The organism is Erwinia rhapontici, assembly GCF_020683125.1.
Lineage (GTDB): Bacteria > Pseudomonadota > Gammaproteobacteria > Enterobacterales > Enterobacteriaceae > Erwinia > Erwinia rhapontici.
This window is the reverse complement of record NZ_CP085627.1, coordinates 552,805-570,591: the sequence shown is the minus strand read 5'-3', so window position 1 is coordinate 570,591 and position 17,787 is coordinate 552,805. Positions and strand designations below refer to the sequence as shown.

The window sequence follows — 17,787 nt, the reverse complement described above, 5'->3', positions numbered from 1 at the left end:
CACGCGCACTCCCCCATGCCCCCGGCACGTCACTTCTAATTTTGCGTAACGTTACGCAAAAAAACAGTTATGCCTGAAATTTATTGGAATTTAATGGAAGTTATTTGCTATAAACAGCCTGTTATTGTGAAATATAACAAGTTGCTTTATCGGAATAATACCTACAGCAGAGTGCAATTGATGACAACAAGCCGCGCCCTGTTTTCCAAAAGTGCCCATGGAGGATAAGCACATGAAACACTCTCAGCAAGACTGGCACCCAGCAGACATCATTGCCGGACTGCGCAAAAAAGGAACCACCCTCGCCGCCCAATCCAGACTGGCAGGCTTAAGTTCATCGACGTTAGCCAATACGTTGAGTCGACCCTGGCCTAAAGGAGAGTGGCTGATCGCCGATGCCCTGAATGTGCATCCGGCAGAAATCTGGCCCAGCCGCTACTACGATCCTAAAACACATCAACTTATCGACCGTAAGAAACTGATCCGCAGTTAAAAAAAAGGGCCGGTATTGAATACCGACCCTTTTTTATTGCGGGAAAATCACTCTTCGCCGCTGATGCGCTGAATATTTGCGCCAAGCGCCATCAGCTTATCTTCAATGTGCTCATAACCGCGGTCGATGTGGTAGATACGATCCACCAGAGTCGTACCTTCCGCAATACAGCCTGCCAGAACCAGACTGGCTGAAGCACGCAGATCGGTCGCCATCACCTGAGCACCCGACAGCTTCTCCACGCCATGGCAAATCAGCGTATTGCTCTCAATTTCACCGTGTGCGCCCATACGGACCAGCTCCGGCACATGCATGAATCGGTTCTCAAAAATGGTCTCGGTGATCACGCCCGTACCTTCTGCCACCAGATTCAACAGGCTGAACTGGGCCTGCATATCAGTCGGGAAACCTGGGTGTGGTGCCGTGCGCAGGTTTACCGCTTTTGGCCGCTTACCGTGCATATCCAGGCTGATCCAGTCGCTGCCCACTTCAATATCCGCACCGGCTTCACGCAGTTTAGCCAGCACAGCATCCAGAGTATCGGGCTGAGCCGCACGACAGACCACTTTACCGCCAGAGATCGCCGCCGCCACCAGGAATGTTCCGGTCTCGATACGGTCAGGCAACACGCGATAGACCCCACCACCCAGACGTTCTACGCCTTCGATAGTAATACGGTCGCTGCCAGCGCCAGTGATTTTCGCACCCAGCGTATTCAGGAAGTTTGCGGTATCCACAATTTCTGGCTCACGCGCAGCATTTTCAATAACCGTTGTTCCGGTTGCCAGCGTTGCAGCACTCATGATGGTGACGGTAGCGCCTACGCTGACCTTATCCATCACAATGTGTGCGCCCTTCAGGCGACCATTAACCGAGGCCTTCACATAACCTTCTTCCAGCTTAATCTCTGCGCCAAGTTGCTCCAGACCCGTGATATGCAGGTCAACAGGACGGGCACCGATGGCGCAACCGCCAGGCAGGGATACCTGACCCTGGCCAAAACGCGCTACCAGCGGCCCCAACGCCCAGATAGAAGCACGCATGGTCTTCACCAGGTCGTAAGGCGCACAGAAAATATTGACGTCACTGGCATCAAGATGCACGGAACCATTACGTTCAGCCTTTACACCCAACTGACTGAGCAGTTTCATGGTGGTATCGATGTCCTTCAGTTTCGGGACATTCTGAATCTCTACCGGCTCTTCAGCCAGCAAAGCTGCGAACAGGATCGGTAATGCGGCATTTTTAGCCCCGGAAATTGTGACTTCACCACTCAGGCGGGTCGGACCCTGTACACGAAATTTATCCATTGCAACTGCTCTCTGTTGTCAGTCAAAAAATCTGCTGTTCAGACTCTCACCACGCCAAACGTGGCGAACGCTGCACAGCTTAAAAACCGTTTAGTTTACGGTCACGCGCCCACTCTTCAGGGGTATAAGTCTTGATGGAAACCGCATGAATACGGTTATCCGCGATGTAAGCCATCAGGGGTGCATAGACCGTCTGTTGCTTCTTCACACGGCTCAGCTCGCCAAACAGTTCACCAACGGCAATCACCTGGAAATGGCTGCCATCACCAGTAACGTGGACTTCCTGCAGCGGTAACGCGCCCATCAGCACGGACTGAATTTCATTATTTTCCATGATGCTTTCAAATTCACTTGATAATAAACAGGCACACATCTTAGTGGAATCCGCCCCACTCTTAAACAAGCAAAAAATGCCAGGAGCAGCAGTAAAAGACTAAATGAGAATGGATAACAATACGGAGGCAGGATGAAAGAGGAACCGGCGCACCAGTTCCTGAAGTAAAAATGAGCAAACTCAAGGTGTTCCGCTGTCGTTACGCGGCGCATCGATTCTGGCGGCTTAGTCGCTGCCGACAATAATTTTCTGCAGGTTATAGAGCGTGATCAGCGAACTGAGTTTATCGGTGATGCCGATAAACTGCGGTACTCTTCCACGCTGTATCGCGATCTGTCGGAGATGGACCAGCAATGCCAGCCCACCGGAATCGACGCGATCCAGCCCGGAAACATCGATCGTTTCGACCCACTGCATCACCGCTTCCCGCTGCTGCCAAAGCGGCAACAGCGTTTCACGTTCCAACTCCCCGAAGAGACGCAGATGGTCCGTCTCTACCTCCCAACGCAGTTGTTCGCTCATTACGACTGCTTATTCAATGAAATCGGCTGCTGCGAGTAGGACTTCAACAGCGCCGTCAGGCCGTCGATACCTTTCGTACGTAGGGTGTCACTCCATTCGTTCTGCTTGGTCGTGATCATGCTGACACCTTCCGCAATCATGTCATAAGCCTGCCAGTGATTCGTGACGCTGTTTTTACGCCACTGGAAGTCCAGTCGTACCGGCGGGCGGCCATTCGGGTCAATGATGGTGACACGGATAGCAATAATATTGGCATCCCCCAACGGCTGAGGCGGAGCAATCTGGTATGTTTGCCCGTTGTACATCGCCAGCGCCTGGCCATAGGCCTGCGCAAGATAATCACCAAAGGCTTTGAAATAGGCATCACGCTGTGCTGGCGTAGCCTCTTTGTAGTAACGACCGAGTACCAGCGCCCCGGCGTATTTGATCTGCACATACGGCAACAGTTCTTCACGCACGATCTGACGCAGGTAGTTAGGATCCTGCTTAATTTTCGGTTGTTCACTCTTCAACCGGGTAAACGTTTTCGCGGCTGCTTCGTTCATTAATTTATAAGGATCGGTCTGATCCGCTGCGGCATTGGCTGCCACTGGTGCGATCACCAGCATCGCCACCATCAGTAAACGTTTAAACATTATTTGCCCTCTTCTGGAGTTGTCGTCGCCGGGGCGGGCACTGAGGCCGGCTCGTCACCCGACGCAGATGAATTTTGGTTTTTATCGTCACCGTTGCCGCTTTTGTACAGGAACTGTCCAATCAGATCTTCCAGCACCATTGCAGATTTGGTGTCCTGCAACGTGCTGCCGTCTTTAAGCGTAGCAGTTCCCATTTCCGGGTCATCAAACCCAATATTCAGGGCCAGATATTGCTCACCCAGCAGACCGGAGGTGCGCACAGCCAGAGAACTGGTGTCAGGGATATTGTTATATTTATCTTCAATATCCATCGTGACCTTCGGTGAGTAATTTTTCGGGTCAAGGGTAATGTCTTCAACCCGGCCAATGACGACGCCACCGACTTTCACCGGCGACCCTGCTTTCAGACCGCCAATATTGTCAAAAGTAGCATACAGCTTCCAGGTCGGTTCATTGCCCAGTGACTTCAGGTCGGCAACGCGCAGACAGAGAAAAATAATCGCGCACAGCGCCAGCAGTAAAAAGGCACCTACCCAAATCTCGCTTTTTTTCGTTTGCATTGAATCAGTTCCCAAACATCAGTGCTGTAAGCACAAAATCCAGACCGAGCACTGCCAGTGAAGCATGTACTACGGTACGCGTCGTTGCCCGACTGATCCCTTCAGAAGTCGGGATGGCGTCATAGCCGTTAAACAGCGCAATCCAGGTGACCGTCACCGCAAAAACGGCGCTCTTGATTACGCAGTTGATAAGATCCGTGCGCAGGTCGACCGCATTCTGCATGGCTGACCAGAAGAATCCAGGATCGATACCTTTCCAGCTGACACCCACCAGCCCGCCGCCAAGAATACCCACCGCGACGAAAATCAGGGTCAGCAACGGCATACTGATCACACCCGCCCAGAAACGCGGAGAGATAATGCGTCGTAGGGGATCAACCGCCATCATTTCCATACTGGAAAGCTGCTCAGTGGCTTTCATCAGGCCAATTTCTGCCGTCAGAGCTGAACCGGCACGCCCGGCGAACAGTAACGCGGTGACAACCGGGCCCAGTTCGCGTAGCAGCGACAGTGCGACCATCATGCCCAGGCCCGTTTCGGCACTGTATGTCTTCAGCACCAGATAACCCTGCAGGCCCAATACCATGCCGATAAACAGCCCGGAAACCACGATAATTAATAACGACATCACGCCAACGCTATACAACTGTTTTATCAACAGTGGCGCATGTTTACGAAAGCGAGGAATGCCAAACAATGCATGGAATAACATCAACCCTGCACGGCCAAAAGAGGCGCAGGTATTAATGCCCGTTCGCCCGAGTGACGCCAGTGCTCTTAGAAACATCAGTCTGTCACCCTCCCTGAGCCGACTAAATCTTGCAGATAATCCCCTGCCGGGAAACGGAACGGCACGGGCCCGTCAGCAATACCATCAATAAACTGACGCACGCGGGCATCATCATTTTCACGTAACTGTGGGGCTGTCCCCTGTGCAATCACTTTTTGATCGGCGATAATATACGCATAATCGGCAATGCTCAGCACTTCCGGGACATCGTGAGAAACCACGATACAGGTAACACCCAAAGCGTGATTAAGCTCATCGATTAACTTCACCAGCACGCCCATGGTAATCGGATCCTGCCCGACAAACGGTTCGTCGAACATAATCAAATCGGGTTCAAGTGCAATCGCACGGGCCAGAGCGGCACGCCGCGCCATTCCGCCAGACAGTTCAGAGGGTTTCAGATTGGCGGCACCGCGTAATCCCACGGCTTCCAGTTTCATCATCACCGTACTGTTCAGCAAGGGCTCTGGGAGACGGGAATGTTCACGCAGCGGCCATGCAACGTTGTCAAAGACGCTGAGATCGGTAAACAGCGCACCTGACTGAAACAGCATACTCATCTTCTTACGCGCTTCGTAAAGACGCGAACGCGACAGCGCGGGAATGTTCTCACCATTGAACCAGATTTCACCGCTGTCAGGCGGGATCTGCCCACCTATCAGTCGTAACAACGTAGTTTTACCGATCCCGGATGGCCCCATAATGGCGGTGACTTTCCCTTTGGGCACCGTAAGCGAGATGTTATCGAAAATCGGACGGTTGCCACGGGAGAAACTCACACCCCGGACATCCACCAGATTCGTCTCCGCCTGGCTCATAGTTACCTCTATCTTTATTTTTAGGCGATTAATTTACCCCCGATAGTAACGTATTACCCTCCGGGCCGGGCATTTTTACAGAATCTTACCTCTGTGACGTAGCTAAAGTTGGCATAAGTTTTACTTTTTGCTTTGAGACCGTCAAAATCACTGCCATTAAATTTTCCATGCCTTACTTCGTTGTCGCCACCTGCCCTCGACGATAAGACCTGACCACAAGGACACTTCATGCTCGTCGCTACAGCACTACTGATTATCGGTTTAGTCTTACTGGTTTATGGAGCCGATCGTCTGGTGTTTAGCGCCGCTATCTTGTGCAGATCCTTTGGTATTCCCCCGTTAATTATCGGAATGACCGTGGTGGGCATCGGCACCTCACTGCCCGAGCTGATTGTCTCGTTCTCTGCTGCTACACATGGGCAGATGGATATTGCCGTAGGAACAGCGATGGGCTCGAATATTACCAATATTTTGCTGATATTGGGAGGCGCAGCGCTGCTACACCCGCTCACCGTTCATTCAAACCTGATCCGGCGTGAGCTCCCACTGATGCTGCTGGTCACCCTGCTGTGCGGTGTGACGTTGTTCGATAACGAACTGAGCCGGAATGATGGTCTGGCGCTGATCGCTATCGCAGCCATCTATCTGTTGTTCATCATTAAAATCGCACGTCGTGCTGAACGCGACGGTAATGACTCTCTGACCCGGGAACAGCTGGCCGAACTGCCACGCGATGAGGCGGGCAATACCGTTGCTTTCCTGTGGCTGGCCGTTGCGCTGATCCTGCTACCCATGTCTACGCGTATGGTGATCGATAATGCGACGGTCATTGCTGATTATTTTGGCGTGAGTGAACTGGTGATTGGCCTGACCATCATTTCAGTAGGCACCAGCCTGCCGGAACTGGCTACGGTTATTGCCGGAGCACTAAAAGGCGAAGATGATATCGCCGTCGGAAACCTGATTGGTTCAAACATCTATAATATCGCGATTGTGCTGGGCATCCCGGCACTGATTCATCCCGGCACGCTCGACACCGCTATCTTCGCCCGTGATTATTGGGTGATGCTGGGTGTCAGTGCGCTGTTTACATTAATCTGTTTGCAACGCAGTCGTCGCATTGGTCGGCTGGCTGGTGCATTGTTGCTGTGCGGATTTATCGTCTGGGTGGGAATGCTCTATGGCTTCCCCTCTGTGACTTTCTGGTAAAAGGACTGGACTACTATGGCGCATATCACTGCCGATCCCGACTTTGACTTTCAACAGGCCGGGAAAGAAGTATTGCGGATTGAACGTGAAGGGTTAGAGCAGCTCGATCAGTACATCAACGACGATTTTACCCATGCCTGCAACCTGATCTATCGCTGTGGCGGTAAAGTTGTGGTGATGGGAATGGGGAAATCGGGGCATATCGGTAAGAAAATAGCCGCTACCTTTGCCAGTACCGGTACGCCATCGTTTTTTGTCCACCCCGCTGAGGCCAGTCACGGCGATCTGGGCATGGTCAGCCCCAATGACGTAGTATTAGCCATCTCTAACTCCGGTGAATCTTCCGAAGTTCTGGCACTGATTCCGGTGCTAAAACGCTTACGCGTCACATTAATCTGCCTCACCAGCCGCCCGGAAAGTGCAATGGGCCGCGCAGCGGATGTGCATCTGTGTGTTAAAGTGCCACAGGAAGCTTGTCCACTGGGCCTGGCACCAACGACCAGCACGACGGCAACACTGGTCATGGGAGATGCCCTGGCCGTTGCCCTGTTGAAAGCACGTGGCTTCACACCGGAAGATTTTGCGCTCTCCCATCCCGGTGGTGCGCTGGGGCGTAAGCTGCTACTGCGTGTTGATGATATCATGCACTCGGGCAGCGACATGCCGCACGTGAGCCGTGATGCTTCACTCCGCGATGCGCTGCTGGAAATAACGCGTAAAAATATGGGAATGACGGTAATCTGCAACGATTTGATGAAAATCGAAGGCATCTTTACCGATGGCGATTTGCGCCGTGTCTTCGATATGGGCGTTGATATCCAGCATGCCGGCATCGAAAGCGTGATGACCCCGGGCGGGATCCGCGTTCGGCCTAATACCCTGGCAGTGGATGCGCTGAATCTGATGCAAAATAAGAATATTACCTCCGTGATGGTCGCCGACGGCGACACACTGCTGGGCGTGGTGCATATGCATGACATGCTTCGTGCTGGTGTGGTTTAACAAAGGAAGTGAACAGAAATGAGTCATTCAGCAGCCACCGTTGAGACCTGTTACGGCCCGGTCAGCCAACAGGTGATGGCACAAGCGCAGAACATAAAACTGTTGATCTGCGATGTCGATGGTGTCATGTCAGACGGCGTGATCTACCAGGGTAATAATGGTGAAGAACTCAAAGCCTTCAATGTGCGTGATGGTTATGGTATTCGCTGCCTGCTCACCTCCGGGATTGAAGTGGCTATTATTACCGGCCGTAAAGCCAAACTGCTGGAAGATCGCTGTGCCACACTGGGGATTACGCATCTTTACCAGGGACAAACGGATAAGCTTTTGGCCTTCCGTGAACTTCTGGATACACTGTCACTCAGTGCGGAGCAGGTTGCCTATATTGGTGATGATCTGATTGACTGGCCGGTCATGGCTGAAGTGGGCCTGAGTGTGACCGTTGCTGATGCTCATCCCATTTTGCTTCCCCGCGCTCACTACGTGACCCGTATTGCGGGTGGTCGTGGTGCAGTTCGGGAAATTTGCGATCTAATCCTGATTGCACAGGGCAAGTTTGATGAGGCCAAAGGGCAGTCGGTATGAGTAAAACAAGACGCTGGATGACGCTGATACTGGCACTGATCGCCATTGTGCTGATTGGCTGGAATCTGACTGCCACCGATGATAACGACGGTGCAGCAACGCAGGACAATAATGAACCCACCTATATGAGTGATAACTCACATACGGTAGTTTATAACCCAACCGGAGCACTGAGCTACAAGCTGGTTTCTGACAAGGTGACCTATTTTTCGGCGGATGCTGTAACCTGGTTCGATAACCCGGTGATGACCACCTACGATGAGAACAAGGTTCCAACGTGGTCAGTGCGTGGAGACAAAGCCAAGCTCACTAACGATCGCATGCTGTACCTATACGGGCATGTGGAAGTTAACAGCCTGACGAAAGACGCACAGCTTGAGCGCATCAAAACAGATAATGCGCAAATTAACCTGACGACTCAGGATGTGACCTCGGACGATCAGGTAACACTTTATGGCAGCAGCTTTAACTCTACAGGTATGAAGATGCGTGGGAATTTACGGAAGAAAACTGCCGAGTTGATTGAAAAGGTCAAAACATCTTATGAAATTCAAAATGAACAAAAGCCTTAAGTTACTGACTGCAACCCTGCTGTTCGCCGTGAGCGTTCCTGCTTTAGCGTTAACGGGCGATTCGGATAAACCGGTGAATGTCGACTCGGAAAATCAGGCGCTGGATATGCAAGGCAACGTTGCCACGTTTACCGGAAAAGTCATCGTGACGCAGGGTACGATTAAAATCACGGCCGATAAAGTGGTGGTGACCCGTCCGGGTGGCGACAGCAATAAAACCATTGTTGATGCCTACGGCAATCCTGCGACCTTCTACCAGATGCAGGACAGTGGCAAACCCGTGCAGGGTCACGCCCAGAAAATGCATTACGAACTGGCGAAAGACCTGGTGGAGTTAACCGGCAACGCCTATCTGGAGCAGCTCGACAGCAACGTCAAAGGCGATCGCATCACCTATCTGGTGAAAGAGCAAAAAATGCAGGCCTTCGGCAGCAGCGGCAAACGTGTCACTACCGTACTGGTGCCATCGCAGTTGCAGGACAAAGGCACACCGTCAAACGGTCAGAAAAAGAGTAACTAACGAACATGGCAACCTTAATTGCGGAAAACCTCGCGAAGGCTTACAAAGGCCGCCGCGTGGTTGAAGATGTCAGCCTGCAAGTGAAGTCTGGCGAAATCGTGGGCCTGCTTGGCCCGAACGGCGCAGGCAAGACCACCACGTTTTACATGGTGGTTGGCATCGTGCCGCGTGATGCAGGTCGTATCGTGATCGACGATGAAGACATCAGCATTTTACCGCTGCATGCGCGTGCGCGTCGGGGCATTGGCTATCTGCCACAGGAAGCCTCTATTTTCCGCCGTCTGAGTGTTTACGATAATCTGATGGCGGTGCTGCAAATTCGTGATGATCTGACCAGTGAGCAGCGTGAAGATCGTGCTAATGAACTGCTGGAAGAGTTTCACATCGAACATTTACGTGACAGCCTCGGTCAGGCGCTATCAGGCGGTGAACGCCGCCGCGTAGAAATTGCCCGTGCGCTGGCCGCCAATCCAAAATTCATCCTGCTGGATGAACCGTTTGCCGGTGTTGACCCGATTTCCGTTATTGATATTAAAAAGATTATTGAACACCTGCGTGACAGCGGCCTCGGCGTGCTGATCACCGACCATAACGTACGTGAAACGCTGGCAGTGTGTGAGAGAGCCTATATCGTCAGCCAGGGGCATCTTATCGCCCACGGCACCCCGGAAGCGATCCTGGCCGATGAGCAAGTTAAGCGTGTCTATTTGGGTGAAGAGTTCAGACTCTGATAAGGTGTTCACATTCGGTAAGTTTTCTGGGGAATTAATACTCTGAATATGAAGCAAGGTTTACAACTCAGGCTGAGTCAACAGCTTGCCATGACGCCACAACTGCAGCAGGCCATTCGCCTGCTGCAACTCTCTACGCTTGAACTACAGCAGGAAATTCAGCTGGCGCTGGAAAGTAACCCGTTGCTTGAACAGACCGACATTCACGAAGAAGTTGATACCCGCGAATATCAGGAAACAGAAGCGCTGGATACCCGGGAAGCGCTGGAACAGAAAGACATGCCCGAGGAGCTTCCACTGGATGCGACCTGGGATGAAATCTACACCGCTGGTACGCCGTCAGGCACGGGTACCGATTACCATGACGATGAGTTACCTGTTTATCAGGGTGAAACGACCCAGACACTACAGGACTATCTGATGTGGCAGGTGGAGCTAACGCCTTTTACCGATACCGATCGCGCGATTGCGACCTCCATTGTCGATGCTGTCGACGATACGGGCTATCTGACCGTGTCGCTCGAGGAAGTGCTTGAAAGTATGGGTAACGACGAGCTGACCCTTGACGAAGTGGAAGCAGTGCTGAAACGTGTACAGCGTTTTGATCCAGTAGGCGTCTGCGCCCGCGATCTGCGCGACTGTTTACTGGTACAGCTCTCCCAGTTTGCGGCAGATGTGCCGCTGCTGAAAGAAGCACGGCTGATTGTCAGTGAGCATCTCGACCTGCTCGCCAACCATGATTTCCGCAGCCTGATGCGCGTCACACGCCTTAAAGAAGACGTGCTGAAGGGAGCGATGCAGGTCATTCAAACGCTTGACCCGCGCCCAGGCCAATCGATCAATACTCAGGAACCCGAGTATGTCATTCCAGATGTGCTGGTGCGTAAAGTCAGTAATCGCTGGATGGTCGAGTTGAATGCAGACAGTGTGCCGCGTCTGAAGATTAATCAGCATTACGCTTCACTAGGCTCAAGTTCACGCAGCGACAGTGATTCGCAGTTTATCCGCAGTAATTTGCAGGAAGCCAAGTGGCTGATTAAAAGCCTGGAAAGCCGAAATGATACGCTGCTGAAAGTGACACGCTGTATCGTGGATCAGCAGCAGGCCTTTTTCGAACAGGGCGAAGAGTATATGCGCCCAATGGTGCTGGCTGATATTGCCAGTGCCGTCGAAATGCATGAATCGACCATTTCCCGTGTTACCACCCAGAAATACCTGCACAGTCCACGTGGTATTTTTGAACTTAAGTATTTTTTCTCCAGTCACGTCAATACCGAAGGAGGGGGCGAAGCGTCCTCAACGGCGATCCGTGCACTGGTGAAAAAATTAATCTCGGCGGAGAATCCCGTCAAACCACTCAGCGACAGCAAGCTCACCTCCATGCTTTCCGAACAGGGAATTATGGTGGCACGGCGCACTGTGGCAAAATACCGAGAGTCTTTATCCATCCCGCCATCAAATCAGCGCAAACAGCTGGTCTGAACGAACAGAGAAGGAAGACACTATGCAGCTCAATATCACTGGACAGCACGTTGAAATCACCGAGCCACTGCGCGAGTTTGTGACAGCGAAGTTTGCCAAACTGGAGCAATACTTTGACCGGATTAACCAGGTCTATATTGTTTTAAAAGTGGAGAAAGTGACGCAAATTGCCGATGCAACATTGCATGTGAATGGCGGTGAGCTGCATGCCACCTCGGAAGATAAAGATATGTACGCGGCGATTGACGGCCTGATCGACAAGCTGACTCGCCAGTTGAATAAACACAAAGATAAGCTAAAACAACACTAAATCTCACAATGCATTGATGGTGTTTCAGCAACCCGCTTCTACTGGCATATGCTGAAAGCGGTATCGGCTCGTATTCTTCCGGGAATACGAGCCGTTAATCAATACGGCATGTTAATCTCTTGATCTGAACGCTGGTAAAGAGTGTCCTGCCTGCGGAAGTGAAAAGTTAAGTGAAACTATGATGAACAATGATTTGAAACTGGAACTGGGCTCCGTCTTGAGCATCTCGTGTACCCGTAATGGCGTACATTGCCAGAGCAAAAAACGGGCGCTGGAAATTATCAGCGAGCTTGCGGCGAAACAGCTTAACCTCCCGCATCAGACAATTTTTGAAGCGATTCTGACGCGTGAAAGAATGGGCAGCACCGGTATCGGTAATGGCATTGCCATCCCGCACGGCAAGCTGGAAGAAGATACGCTACGCGCAGTCGGTGTCTTCATTCGCCTTGACCAGCCCATCGCGTTTGATGCAATTGATAATCAGCCCGTGGACCTGTTGTTTGCCCTGCTGGTGCCAGCAGATCAGTGTAAAACACATCTTCATACTCTCTCTCTGGTTGCCAAGCGCCTGGCAGATAAAACCGTTCTGCGTCGCCTGCGCGCCGCACAATCCGATGAAGATCTTTACGAGATCATCACGGAAGATCACGAAGAGAGTTAGTCATTCTTGCCACAGTCCCCGACATAATGAAGTTGCAGCAACGCAGCGAAACGCAGCGCTGGTGCAGCTTCTGGTCTAAGGGAAAGCGGGTTAAATTGGGGGAAAAGTGAAATGGTGCTGATGATCGTCAGCGGTCGCTCAGGCTCAGGGAAATCAGTGGCATTACGCGCGCTGGAAGACATGGGTTTTTACTGCGTGGATAACCTGCCTGTAGTCTTGCTACCTGATCTGGCTCATTCGCTGGCTGAGCGCAATATATCTGCTGCTGTGAGTATCGATGTACGTAACATGCCGGAATCTCCGGAGGTATTTGAAACCGCGCTCACCAATTTGCCAGACTGTTTTTCGCCGCAGCTTCTGTTCCTGGATGCTGACCGTAATACCTTAATCCGTCGCTATAGCGATACCCGTCGCCTGCATCCGCTCTCCAGTAAAAATCTGTCGCTGGAAAGTGCCATCGATGAAGAAAGCGATCTGCTGGAACCGCTACGTTCCCGTGCCGATTTGATTATCGACACCTCAGAAATGTCAGTGCACGAGCTGGCAGAGATGCTACGTACCCGCCTGCTGGGGAAACGCGAACGTGAACTGACCATGGTATTCGAATCTTTCGGTTTCAAACACGGTATTCCCATTGATGCCGACTATGTGTTTGATGTCCGTTTTCTGCCGAATCCACACTGGGATCCGAAGCTGCGTCCGATGACCGGTCTTGATCGCCCCGTTGCCGCCTTCCTTGATCGTCATACTGAAGTGCATAATTTTATTTATCAGACGCGCAGCTACCTCGAGTTATGGTTACCGATGCTGGAAACCAATAACCGTAGCTATCTGACAGTGGCGATCGGCTGTACCGGCGGTAAACATCGTTCCGTGTATATTGCCGAGCAACTGGCAGATTATTTCCGCTCGCGCGGTAAAAACGTTCAGTCTCGTCACCGTACGCTGGAAAAACGCAAATCATGACCGTAAAACAGACTGTTGAGATTAAAAATAAGCTGGGTATGCACGCACGTCCGGCGATGAAGCTGTTCGAACTGGTACAGAGTTTTGATGCTGAAGTGCTGCTGCGCAATGAAAGCGGTACTGAAGCGGAAGCGAGCAGCGTGATTGCGCTACTGATGCTTGACTCAGCTAAAGGCGGTCATATCGAAGTAGAAGCCAGTGGTGCGCAAGAAGAAGAAGCGCTGGCCGCGGTGATCGATCTGTTTAATGCCGGATTCGACGAAGACTAATCATCCCCCTGAACAGACCGGCGTTTCAGCCGGTCTGTTGGCTATTTCCCGCCCGAATCAATGCAACTTATGTTCCCGCAGGAAACTCTCCCCCCCGAGCTGGCGCATCTGGCGCATAATCCACTGTTGGCGCTGATGCACATAGCCAGACGGAGCATCAGCCCTGAAGCGAATGGGGTTGGGTAGCACTGCAGCCAGTAGCGCGGCTTCAGACATAGACAGGCGACTGGCCGGTTTATGGAAATAGCGTTGAGAGGCCTCCTCTACGCCAAAGACCCCTTTCCCCATCTCCGCCACGTTAAGATAAATAGTGAGGATCCGGCGTTTGGTCCATACTGTTTCAATTCCCACCGTCAGACCGGCCTCCAGGCCTTTACGCACCCAGCTCCGTCCATCCCAGAGAAATACGTTTTTGGCCGTTTGCTGCGAGAGTGTCGATGCGCCGCGCATACCCGCTTTCTCATTACTGCTGTCCAGTACTGACTGAATAGCGGCCACATCAAACCCCCAGTGCGTAGGGAACTTCTGATCTTCAGAGGCAATAACCGCCAACGCCATCCACGGTGAAATCTTATCCATCGACACCCAGTCAGAATGAGCCACATAGCGAAAATCACCACTGAACCAGGCGCTCAATTGCCGTTCGGCCATCACGGCAGAAAATGGCACCGGTAAAAAAGCAAAGAGGACAATACCACCCACCCATAAACCCATTACGACCAGGACCAGGCGAAATAGCCCCGATTTGATCCGCGCCATCACGCGCACTTTATTGCGACTCATACCCGAGGATCCGCCCAAAATTTATCAGTATGAAAATACACCAGGATTTCTCCATGATTGTCAGTTACTCCGACATAACCGGAATCGGTTCCATTAAATCACGCACTTTACCTTCACTCTACGATGGATCTGTCGGAAGCAGAAAGCACTCGAAATTGATTGGTTCATCCTGCTTATAAATTTCATCTGGACGCTTTCGATTATTCAGCCTCATAGAAAGTAAATCCCGTGTCGATTTGGCCTTAGAGTCGATTCCACATCGTTTCACGTTACTGGAAAGAGCTGTTTATCTTGCTGAACGGAGTCAGCATTTACCGACCGCTGGAGGGCGATTCGGTAATTTGTGCTAGCAGAAACCAAAACGTTTCGGAAAGCCAGACCAAAAACCCAACAATAACTAAATAAAACATCAACTTACAAACAATAAAATCGATTACAGCAGCGAGACTCCCGTACCTAAGTAAAAAGTCATCAGAGCAAAAAGTTTACGTCAATCCCAGGACCTGGGGAAAAGCCACAATCGTTCAATAAATATACGTATTATCGTAAAATGTAATTCGCCGCTTGACTGGATTGTAAAAATCGGTTCTTCTGTTTACGAACGCTGCTCAACATCACACATTTTAATGAATCCCGTAACATGTGACGCAAGATTTGCTAAAGTAGTGACTGAGCATTGTTATGTTCACCCAATACCTAAACCTGAGCTCTCGACGATTCTTATCAGAATAGCTCAGGAGGACCTTTTTCCCTGGTGTTGGCGCAGTATTCGCGCACCCCGGCTTCGGTCGGGGTCATTTTTTTTCAGCGTCCGTAACCCATTGCCGTAACACTTCCACGTCATTGCGCCACTCGTGCTTAAGCTCATCAACCCATTCCTGAACGTTATCCCACCATGCAGGCAGCTCAGGGCTTTGAATCTGTTTTGCAACCTGCTGCAAATGTGTCAGCCCTACGGAACCCGCAGCACCTTTAATTTTGTGGCCCTCTTCCGCAATGCCTTTTTGATCGCGCGCCATCATGTTGGAATCCAGTACCGCCAGGTAACCCGGCATCATCTGTTCGAACATCGCGAGGCTCTGATGGATCAGTTTCGGCCCGACCAACTCGATATACTGTTCAAGCATGGGCACATCCAGTAACGCCAGTTCTTTCTCATCCATATTGAACTCCGGTGCATCAGGTAGATCGATTGCCTGGAAATCCCAGTATCTTTTGATCATCGCCGTGAGTGCAGGAACGGCCAATGGCTTGCTCAGAACATCATCCATACCCGCATCAAGGTATTCACGTTTATCCTTCAGGACGTTCGCCGTCAGTGCCACCAGCGGTGGCAGATGCTCTCCGGCATGACGCTGGTGGATGATGCGCGCCACATCCAGTCCGGTCATGTCGGGTAGCTGGATATCCAGCAACACCAGATCAAACTCGTCAGGGTCAAACATATCCAGTGCAGCTTGCCCTGTCATCGCCACGTCTACGCTGTTACCCAGCTTCTCAAGCACCGAACGAGCAACCACAACGTTCAACTCAATATCCTCCACCAGCAGCACGTGCAGCGCGGGCAGTGGCAAATCTTCTTCCTGCTGTTCATCCTCGAGGTCTTCGATCACACGCGGTGCGTTGAGCGTCAGGGTGAAGCAGGAACCCTGACCAGGCGCGCTATGCACGCTGATGTCGCCTCCCATGCTTTGAGCCAGGCGGCGGGATACCGCCAGTCCAATCCCCGTGCCCGTCGCAGGCTTGCCGCCACGCTGATCCTTCACCTGGTAATACATGGCAAAAATTTTGTCCTGCTCATCCTGCGGGATACCCATGCCAGAATCTTCGACTTCGAAGCACAGGCAGTCATCCTGCTGATAGCCAACCCGCACCACAATTTCCCCTTGCTGGGTAAATTTCACCGCATTACCAATCAGGTTCCACAGGATCTGACGAAGGCGTGTGCCATCAGCAATAATTTTGTGGGGAAGCGGGAGCGAGGGCGCCAGCACAAACTTCAGCCCTTTTGGCTCAGCCAGCAAACCGGAGAGGTTTTCCAGATCGGCCAGGAACCCTGTGAAATCAATAGGCTGATTATCCAGCTGCACTTTGCGGCGCTCGATTTTGTCCATCTCAATCACATCGTTGAAAATGTTACCCAGTGTAATAGCGGAAACATGGATGGTTTTAAGATACTTCAGCTGTTCCTGGTTGAGGCGGGTATCCAATAGGATACGGCTCAAACCCACAATGCCATTAAGCGGCGTACGAAGCTCGTGGCTGATAGTAGAGATAAAGGTCGTCTTATCCCTACTGGCATTCTCTAACGCGTCCTGGTAACGCTTACGCTCGGTTATATCGCGTCCAAAGCCCATCAGCCCACTACGTTTCCCTACGCGGTCGTAATAAGGCACCTTCCGAATTTCAAAACAGGCCTTGCGCCCATCAGGATATTGCAGCCACTGCTCATAAGTCAGGGAGACATTATGACGGAAGACTTTCTCATCAGTTTCCAGCACTTTGGTCGCTGCGTCGTCGTCGTAGACATCTTTTGGAGACAGGCCGATAAGCTGTTTTTCGCTTTTGCCCGTGAGCAATTCCATCGCGCGGTTACAGCCTGAGAACTGCTGGTCAACATTGCGGTAGAACACGAGATCAGGGGAGGCATCAAGGAATGAACGCAGGAAAGAGGATTGTTGTTCGAGTTCGATTTGCGCTTCTTCACGCCGCACCATCTCCTCTTTCAGTTTCGCCACCACCTGCAGGCGTGCATCTTCGGCTTTAATACGGTCAGTAATCTCCTGATTTAACTGGACAATATTACCCTGCATCTGCTGATTAAGTTCCAAATCACGGTTACGCATCTCTTCAAGCTTATCGACAAGCCGGGCAAGACGCTGACGCGATTCTTCCAGTTGCTCCACCACCACCGAGAGGAAGTAAACCGCCCAGGGCGTAATCAGCAGACCGAAAAATACCGAACGTACCATATCGATACTTTCGACATGACCACGCAGCACCATGGTGACGGCCATCTGCACAATCATGGCCAGTACCACCAGCGCCGATGCCAACAGCAACGAGAAGCGCACCAGCCCCAGTTTGACCATCAAATCAACGTAGTACTGCGCTAATAACCGAATTTGTTTCATAAAGGATTCCTTCCAGTCGGATAGCGGCAATCATACCGGAATTGAACAAAAGACCAACGCGCTATCTCCCCACGCTGGGTCAGAAACCTGCACACTAATAG

21 protein-coding genes are annotated in these 17,787 nt (G+C 51.6%); 12 read left to right on the top strand and 9 right to left on the bottom strand.

What is annotated here, in order from left to right; translation table 11 throughout:
- Positions 1–232: 232 nt before the first annotated feature.
- Positions 233–493, top strand: coding sequence for a helix-turn-helix domain-containing protein (locus LJN55_RS02600; RefSeq protein WP_133844075.1), 261 nt, complete (start codon positions 233–235; stop codon positions 491–493).
- A gap of 47 nt (positions 494–540) precedes the next feature.
- Here LJN55_RS02600 and murA read toward each other — a convergent pair whose 3' ends face one another.
- The 7 genes from murA to mlaF all read right to left on the bottom strand — a co-directional run bounded on the left by murA (position 541) and on the right by mlaF (position 5,462).
- On the bottom strand, positions 541–1,803 hold the full coding sequence (murA, locus tag LJN55_RS02595) for a UDP-N-acetylglucosamine 1-carboxyvinyltransferase (RefSeq protein WP_133844077.1): 1,263 nt from the start codon (positions 1,801–1,803) through the stop codon (positions 541–543).
- A 79-nt stretch (positions 1,804–1,882) separates the two neighbouring features.
- Positions 1,883–2,137 (bottom strand): BolA family iron metabolism protein IbaG, encoded by a 255-nt coding sequence (gene ibaG / locus LJN55_RS02590; RefSeq protein ID WP_133844079.1) that lies wholly within the window; start codon positions 2,135–2,137, stop codon positions 1,883–1,885.
- 225 nt (positions 2,138–2,362) lie between these two features.
- Positions 2,363–2,659 (bottom strand): lipid asymmetry maintenance protein MlaB, encoded by a 297-nt coding sequence (gene mlaB / locus LJN55_RS02585; protein WP_133844081.1) that lies wholly within the window; start codon positions 2,657–2,659, stop codon positions 2,363–2,365.
- Positions 2,659–3,294 (bottom strand): phospholipid-binding protein MlaC, encoded by a 636-nt coding sequence (gene mlaC / locus LJN55_RS02580; RefSeq protein ID WP_133844083.1) that lies wholly within the window; start codon positions 3,292–3,294, stop codon positions 2,659–2,661. The genes mlaB and mlaC overlap by 1 nt, the downstream gene beginning before the upstream one ends.
- On the bottom strand, positions 3,294–3,854 hold the full coding sequence (mlaD, locus tag LJN55_RS02575; RefSeq protein ID WP_133844085.1) for an outer membrane lipid asymmetry maintenance protein MlaD: 561 nt from the start codon (positions 3,852–3,854) through the stop codon (positions 3,294–3,296). The genes mlaC and mlaD overlap by 1 nt, the downstream gene beginning before the upstream one ends.
- Before the next feature lie 4 nt (positions 3,855–3,858).
- Positions 3,859–4,641: a lipid asymmetry maintenance ABC transporter permease subunit MlaE gene (mlaE, locus tag LJN55_RS02570; RefSeq protein WP_133844087.1), complete on the bottom strand. Its 783-nt coding sequence runs from the start codon at positions 4,639–4,641 to the stop codon at positions 3,859–3,861.
- Complete coding sequence (gene mlaF / locus LJN55_RS02565; protein ID WP_133844089.1) at positions 4,641–5,462, bottom strand: phospholipid ABC transporter ATP-binding protein MlaF; 822 nt, start codon at positions 5,460–5,462, stop codon at positions 4,641–4,643. Before mlaF ends, mlaE begins: the two co-directional genes overlap by 1 nt.
- A 228-nt stretch (positions 5,463–5,690) precedes the next feature.
- Here mlaF and LJN55_RS02560 point away from each other — a divergent pair, with 228 nt between their 5' ends.
- The 11 genes from LJN55_RS02560 to npr all read left to right on the top strand — a co-directional run bounded on the left by LJN55_RS02560 (position 5,691) and on the right by npr (position 13,769).
- Positions 5,691–6,671, top strand: coding sequence for a calcium/sodium antiporter (locus LJN55_RS02560; protein ID WP_159337316.1), 981 nt, complete (start codon positions 5,691–5,693; stop codon positions 6,669–6,671).
- Positions 6,672–6,686: 15 nt separating this feature from the next.
- The gene (gene kdsD, locus LJN55_RS02555) at positions 6,687–7,673 is read left to right on the top strand and encodes an arabinose-5-phosphate isomerase KdsD (protein WP_133844093.1); all 987 of its coding nucleotides are present in this window, start codon (positions 6,687–6,689) and stop codon (positions 7,671–7,673) included.
- 18 nt (positions 7,674–7,691) lie between these two features.
- The gene (gene kdsC, locus LJN55_RS02550; protein WP_133844096.1) at positions 7,692–8,258 is read left to right on the top strand and encodes a 3-deoxy-manno-octulosonate-8-phosphatase KdsC; all 567 of its coding nucleotides are present in this window, start codon (positions 7,692–7,694) and stop codon (positions 8,256–8,258) included.
- Positions 8,255–8,830, top strand: a complete 576-nt coding sequence (gene lptC / locus LJN55_RS02545) for an LPS export ABC transporter periplasmic protein LptC (protein ID WP_133844098.1) — start codon at positions 8,255–8,257, stop codon at positions 8,828–8,830. Before kdsC ends, lptC begins: the two co-directional genes overlap by 4 nt.
- Positions 8,802–9,350: a lipopolysaccharide ABC transporter substrate-binding protein LptA gene (gene lptA / locus LJN55_RS02540; protein WP_133844100.1), complete on the top strand. Its 549-nt coding sequence runs from the start codon at positions 8,802–8,804 to the stop codon at positions 9,348–9,350. Before lptC ends, lptA begins: the two co-directional genes overlap by 29 nt.
- A 5-nt stretch (positions 9,351–9,355) precedes the next feature.
- Positions 9,356–10,081 carry an LPS export ABC transporter ATP-binding protein gene (lptB, locus tag LJN55_RS02535; RefSeq protein WP_133844102.1) on the top strand — a complete coding sequence of 242 codons (726 nt, stop codon included), beginning with the start codon at positions 9,356–9,358 and terminating at the stop codon, positions 10,079–10,081.
- A gap of 48 nt (positions 10,082–10,129) precedes the next feature.
- The gene (rpoN, locus tag LJN55_RS02530) at positions 10,130–11,563 is read left to right on the top strand and encodes an RNA polymerase factor sigma-54 (RefSeq protein ID WP_133844105.1); all 1,434 of its coding nucleotides are present in this window, start codon (positions 10,130–10,132) and stop codon (positions 11,561–11,563) included.
- Between the two features lie 22 nt (positions 11,564–11,585).
- Complete coding sequence (hpf, locus tag LJN55_RS02525) at positions 11,586–11,873, top strand: ribosome hibernation promoting factor (RefSeq protein WP_133844107.1); 288 nt, start codon at positions 11,586–11,588, stop codon at positions 11,871–11,873.
- Positions 11,874–12,051: 178 nt separating this feature from the next.
- Positions 12,052–12,534, top strand: coding sequence for a PTS IIA-like nitrogen regulatory protein PtsN (gene ptsN / locus LJN55_RS02520; RefSeq protein WP_133844109.1), 483 nt, complete (start codon positions 12,052–12,054; stop codon positions 12,532–12,534).
- Positions 12,535–12,645: 111 nt separating this feature from the next.
- The gene (rapZ, locus tag LJN55_RS02515; RefSeq protein ID WP_133844111.1) at positions 12,646–13,500 is read left to right on the top strand and encodes an RNase adapter RapZ; all 855 of its coding nucleotides are present in this window, start codon (positions 12,646–12,648) and stop codon (positions 13,498–13,500) included.
- The gene (gene npr, locus LJN55_RS02510) at positions 13,497–13,769 is read left to right on the top strand and encodes a PTS phosphocarrier protein NPr (protein ID WP_133844113.1); all 273 of its coding nucleotides are present in this window, start codon (positions 13,497–13,499) and stop codon (positions 13,767–13,769) included. Before rapZ ends, npr begins: the two co-directional genes overlap by 4 nt.
- A gap of 57 nt (positions 13,770–13,826) precedes the next feature.
- Here npr and mtgA read toward each other — a convergent pair whose 3' ends face one another.
- Complete coding sequence (mtgA, locus tag LJN55_RS02505) at positions 13,827–14,552, bottom strand: monofunctional biosynthetic peptidoglycan transglycosylase (RefSeq protein WP_227535614.1); 726 nt, start codon at positions 14,550–14,552, stop codon at positions 13,827–13,829.
- A 794-nt stretch (positions 14,553–15,346) separates the two neighbouring features.
- Complete coding sequence (gene arcB, locus LJN55_RS02500; RefSeq protein WP_227535613.1) at positions 15,347–17,686, bottom strand: aerobic respiration two-component sensor histidine kinase ArcB; 2,340 nt, start codon at positions 17,684–17,686, stop codon at positions 15,347–15,349.
- Positions 17,687–17,787 lie beyond the last annotated feature (101 nt).

Excerpts from the sequence above, each read along its gene's own strand:
- lptA (WP_133844100.1), top strand. The coding sequence starts at position 8,802 with ATGAAATTCAAAATGAACAAAAGCCTTAAGTTACTGACTGCAACCCTG.
- LJN55_RS02600 (WP_133844075.1), top strand. The coding sequence starts at position 233 with ATGAAACACTCTCAGCAAGACTGGCACCCAGCAGACATCATTGCCGGA.
- ptsN (WP_133844109.1), top strand. The coding sequence starts at position 12,052 with ATGATGAACAATGATTTGAAACTGGAACTGGGCTCCGTCTTGAGCATC.
- mlaC (WP_133844083.1), bottom strand. The coding sequence starts at position 3,294 with ATGTTTAAACGTTTACTGATGGTGGCGATGCTGGTGATCGCACCAGTG.
- kdsC (WP_133844096.1), top strand. The coding sequence starts at position 7,692 with ATGAGTCATTCAGCAGCCACCGTTGAGACCTGTTACGGCCCGGTCAGC.
- mlaB (WP_133844081.1), bottom strand. The coding sequence starts at position 2,659 with ATGAGCGAACAACTGCGTTGGGAGGTAGAGACGGACCATCTGCGTCTC.
- ibaG (WP_133844079.1), bottom strand. The coding sequence starts at position 2,137 with ATGGAAAATAATGAAATTCAGTCCGTGCTGATGGGCGCGTTACCGCTG.
- mlaF (WP_133844089.1), bottom strand. The coding sequence starts at position 5,462 with ATGAGCCAGGCGGAGACGAATCTGGTGGATGTCCGGGGTGTGAGTTTC.
- lptB (WP_133844102.1), top strand. The coding sequence starts at position 9,356 with ATGGCAACCTTAATTGCGGAAAACCTCGCGAAGGCTTACAAAGGCCGC.
- mlaE (WP_133844087.1), bottom strand. The coding sequence starts at position 4,641 with ATGTTTCTAAGAGCACTGGCGTCACTCGGGCGAACGGGCATTAATACC.
- arcB (WP_227535613.1), bottom strand. The coding sequence starts at position 17,686 with ATGAAACAAATTCGGTTATTAGCGCAGTACTACGTTGATTTGATGGTC.
- lptC (WP_133844098.1), top strand. The coding sequence starts at position 8,255 with ATGAGTAAAACAAGACGCTGGATGACGCTGATACTGGCACTGATCGCC.
- murA (WP_133844077.1), bottom strand. The coding sequence starts at position 1,803 with ATGGATAAATTTCGTGTACAGGGTCCGACCCGCCTGAGTGGTGAAGTC.
- mtgA (WP_227535614.1), bottom strand. The coding sequence starts at position 14,552 with ATGAGTCGCAATAAAGTGCGCGTGATGGCGCGGATCAAATCGGGGCTA.
- npr (WP_133844113.1), top strand. The coding sequence starts at position 13,497 with ATGACCGTAAAACAGACTGTTGAGATTAAAAATAAGCTGGGTATGCAC.
- mlaD (WP_133844085.1), bottom strand. The coding sequence starts at position 3,854 with ATGCAAACGAAAAAAAGCGAGATTTGGGTAGGTGCCTTTTTACTGCTG.
- kdsD (WP_133844093.1), top strand. The coding sequence starts at position 6,687 with ATGGCGCATATCACTGCCGATCCCGACTTTGACTTTCAACAGGCCGGG.
- hpf (WP_133844107.1), top strand. The coding sequence starts at position 11,586 with ATGCAGCTCAATATCACTGGACAGCACGTTGAAATCACCGAGCCACTG.
- rapZ (WP_133844111.1), top strand. The coding sequence starts at position 12,646 with ATGGTGCTGATGATCGTCAGCGGTCGCTCAGGCTCAGGGAAATCAGTG.
- LJN55_RS02560 (WP_159337316.1), top strand. The coding sequence starts at position 5,691 with ATGCTCGTCGCTACAGCACTACTGATTATCGGTTTAGTCTTACTGGTT.
- rpoN (WP_133844105.1), top strand. The coding sequence starts at position 10,130 with ATGAAGCAAGGTTTACAACTCAGGCTGAGTCAACAGCTTGCCATGACG.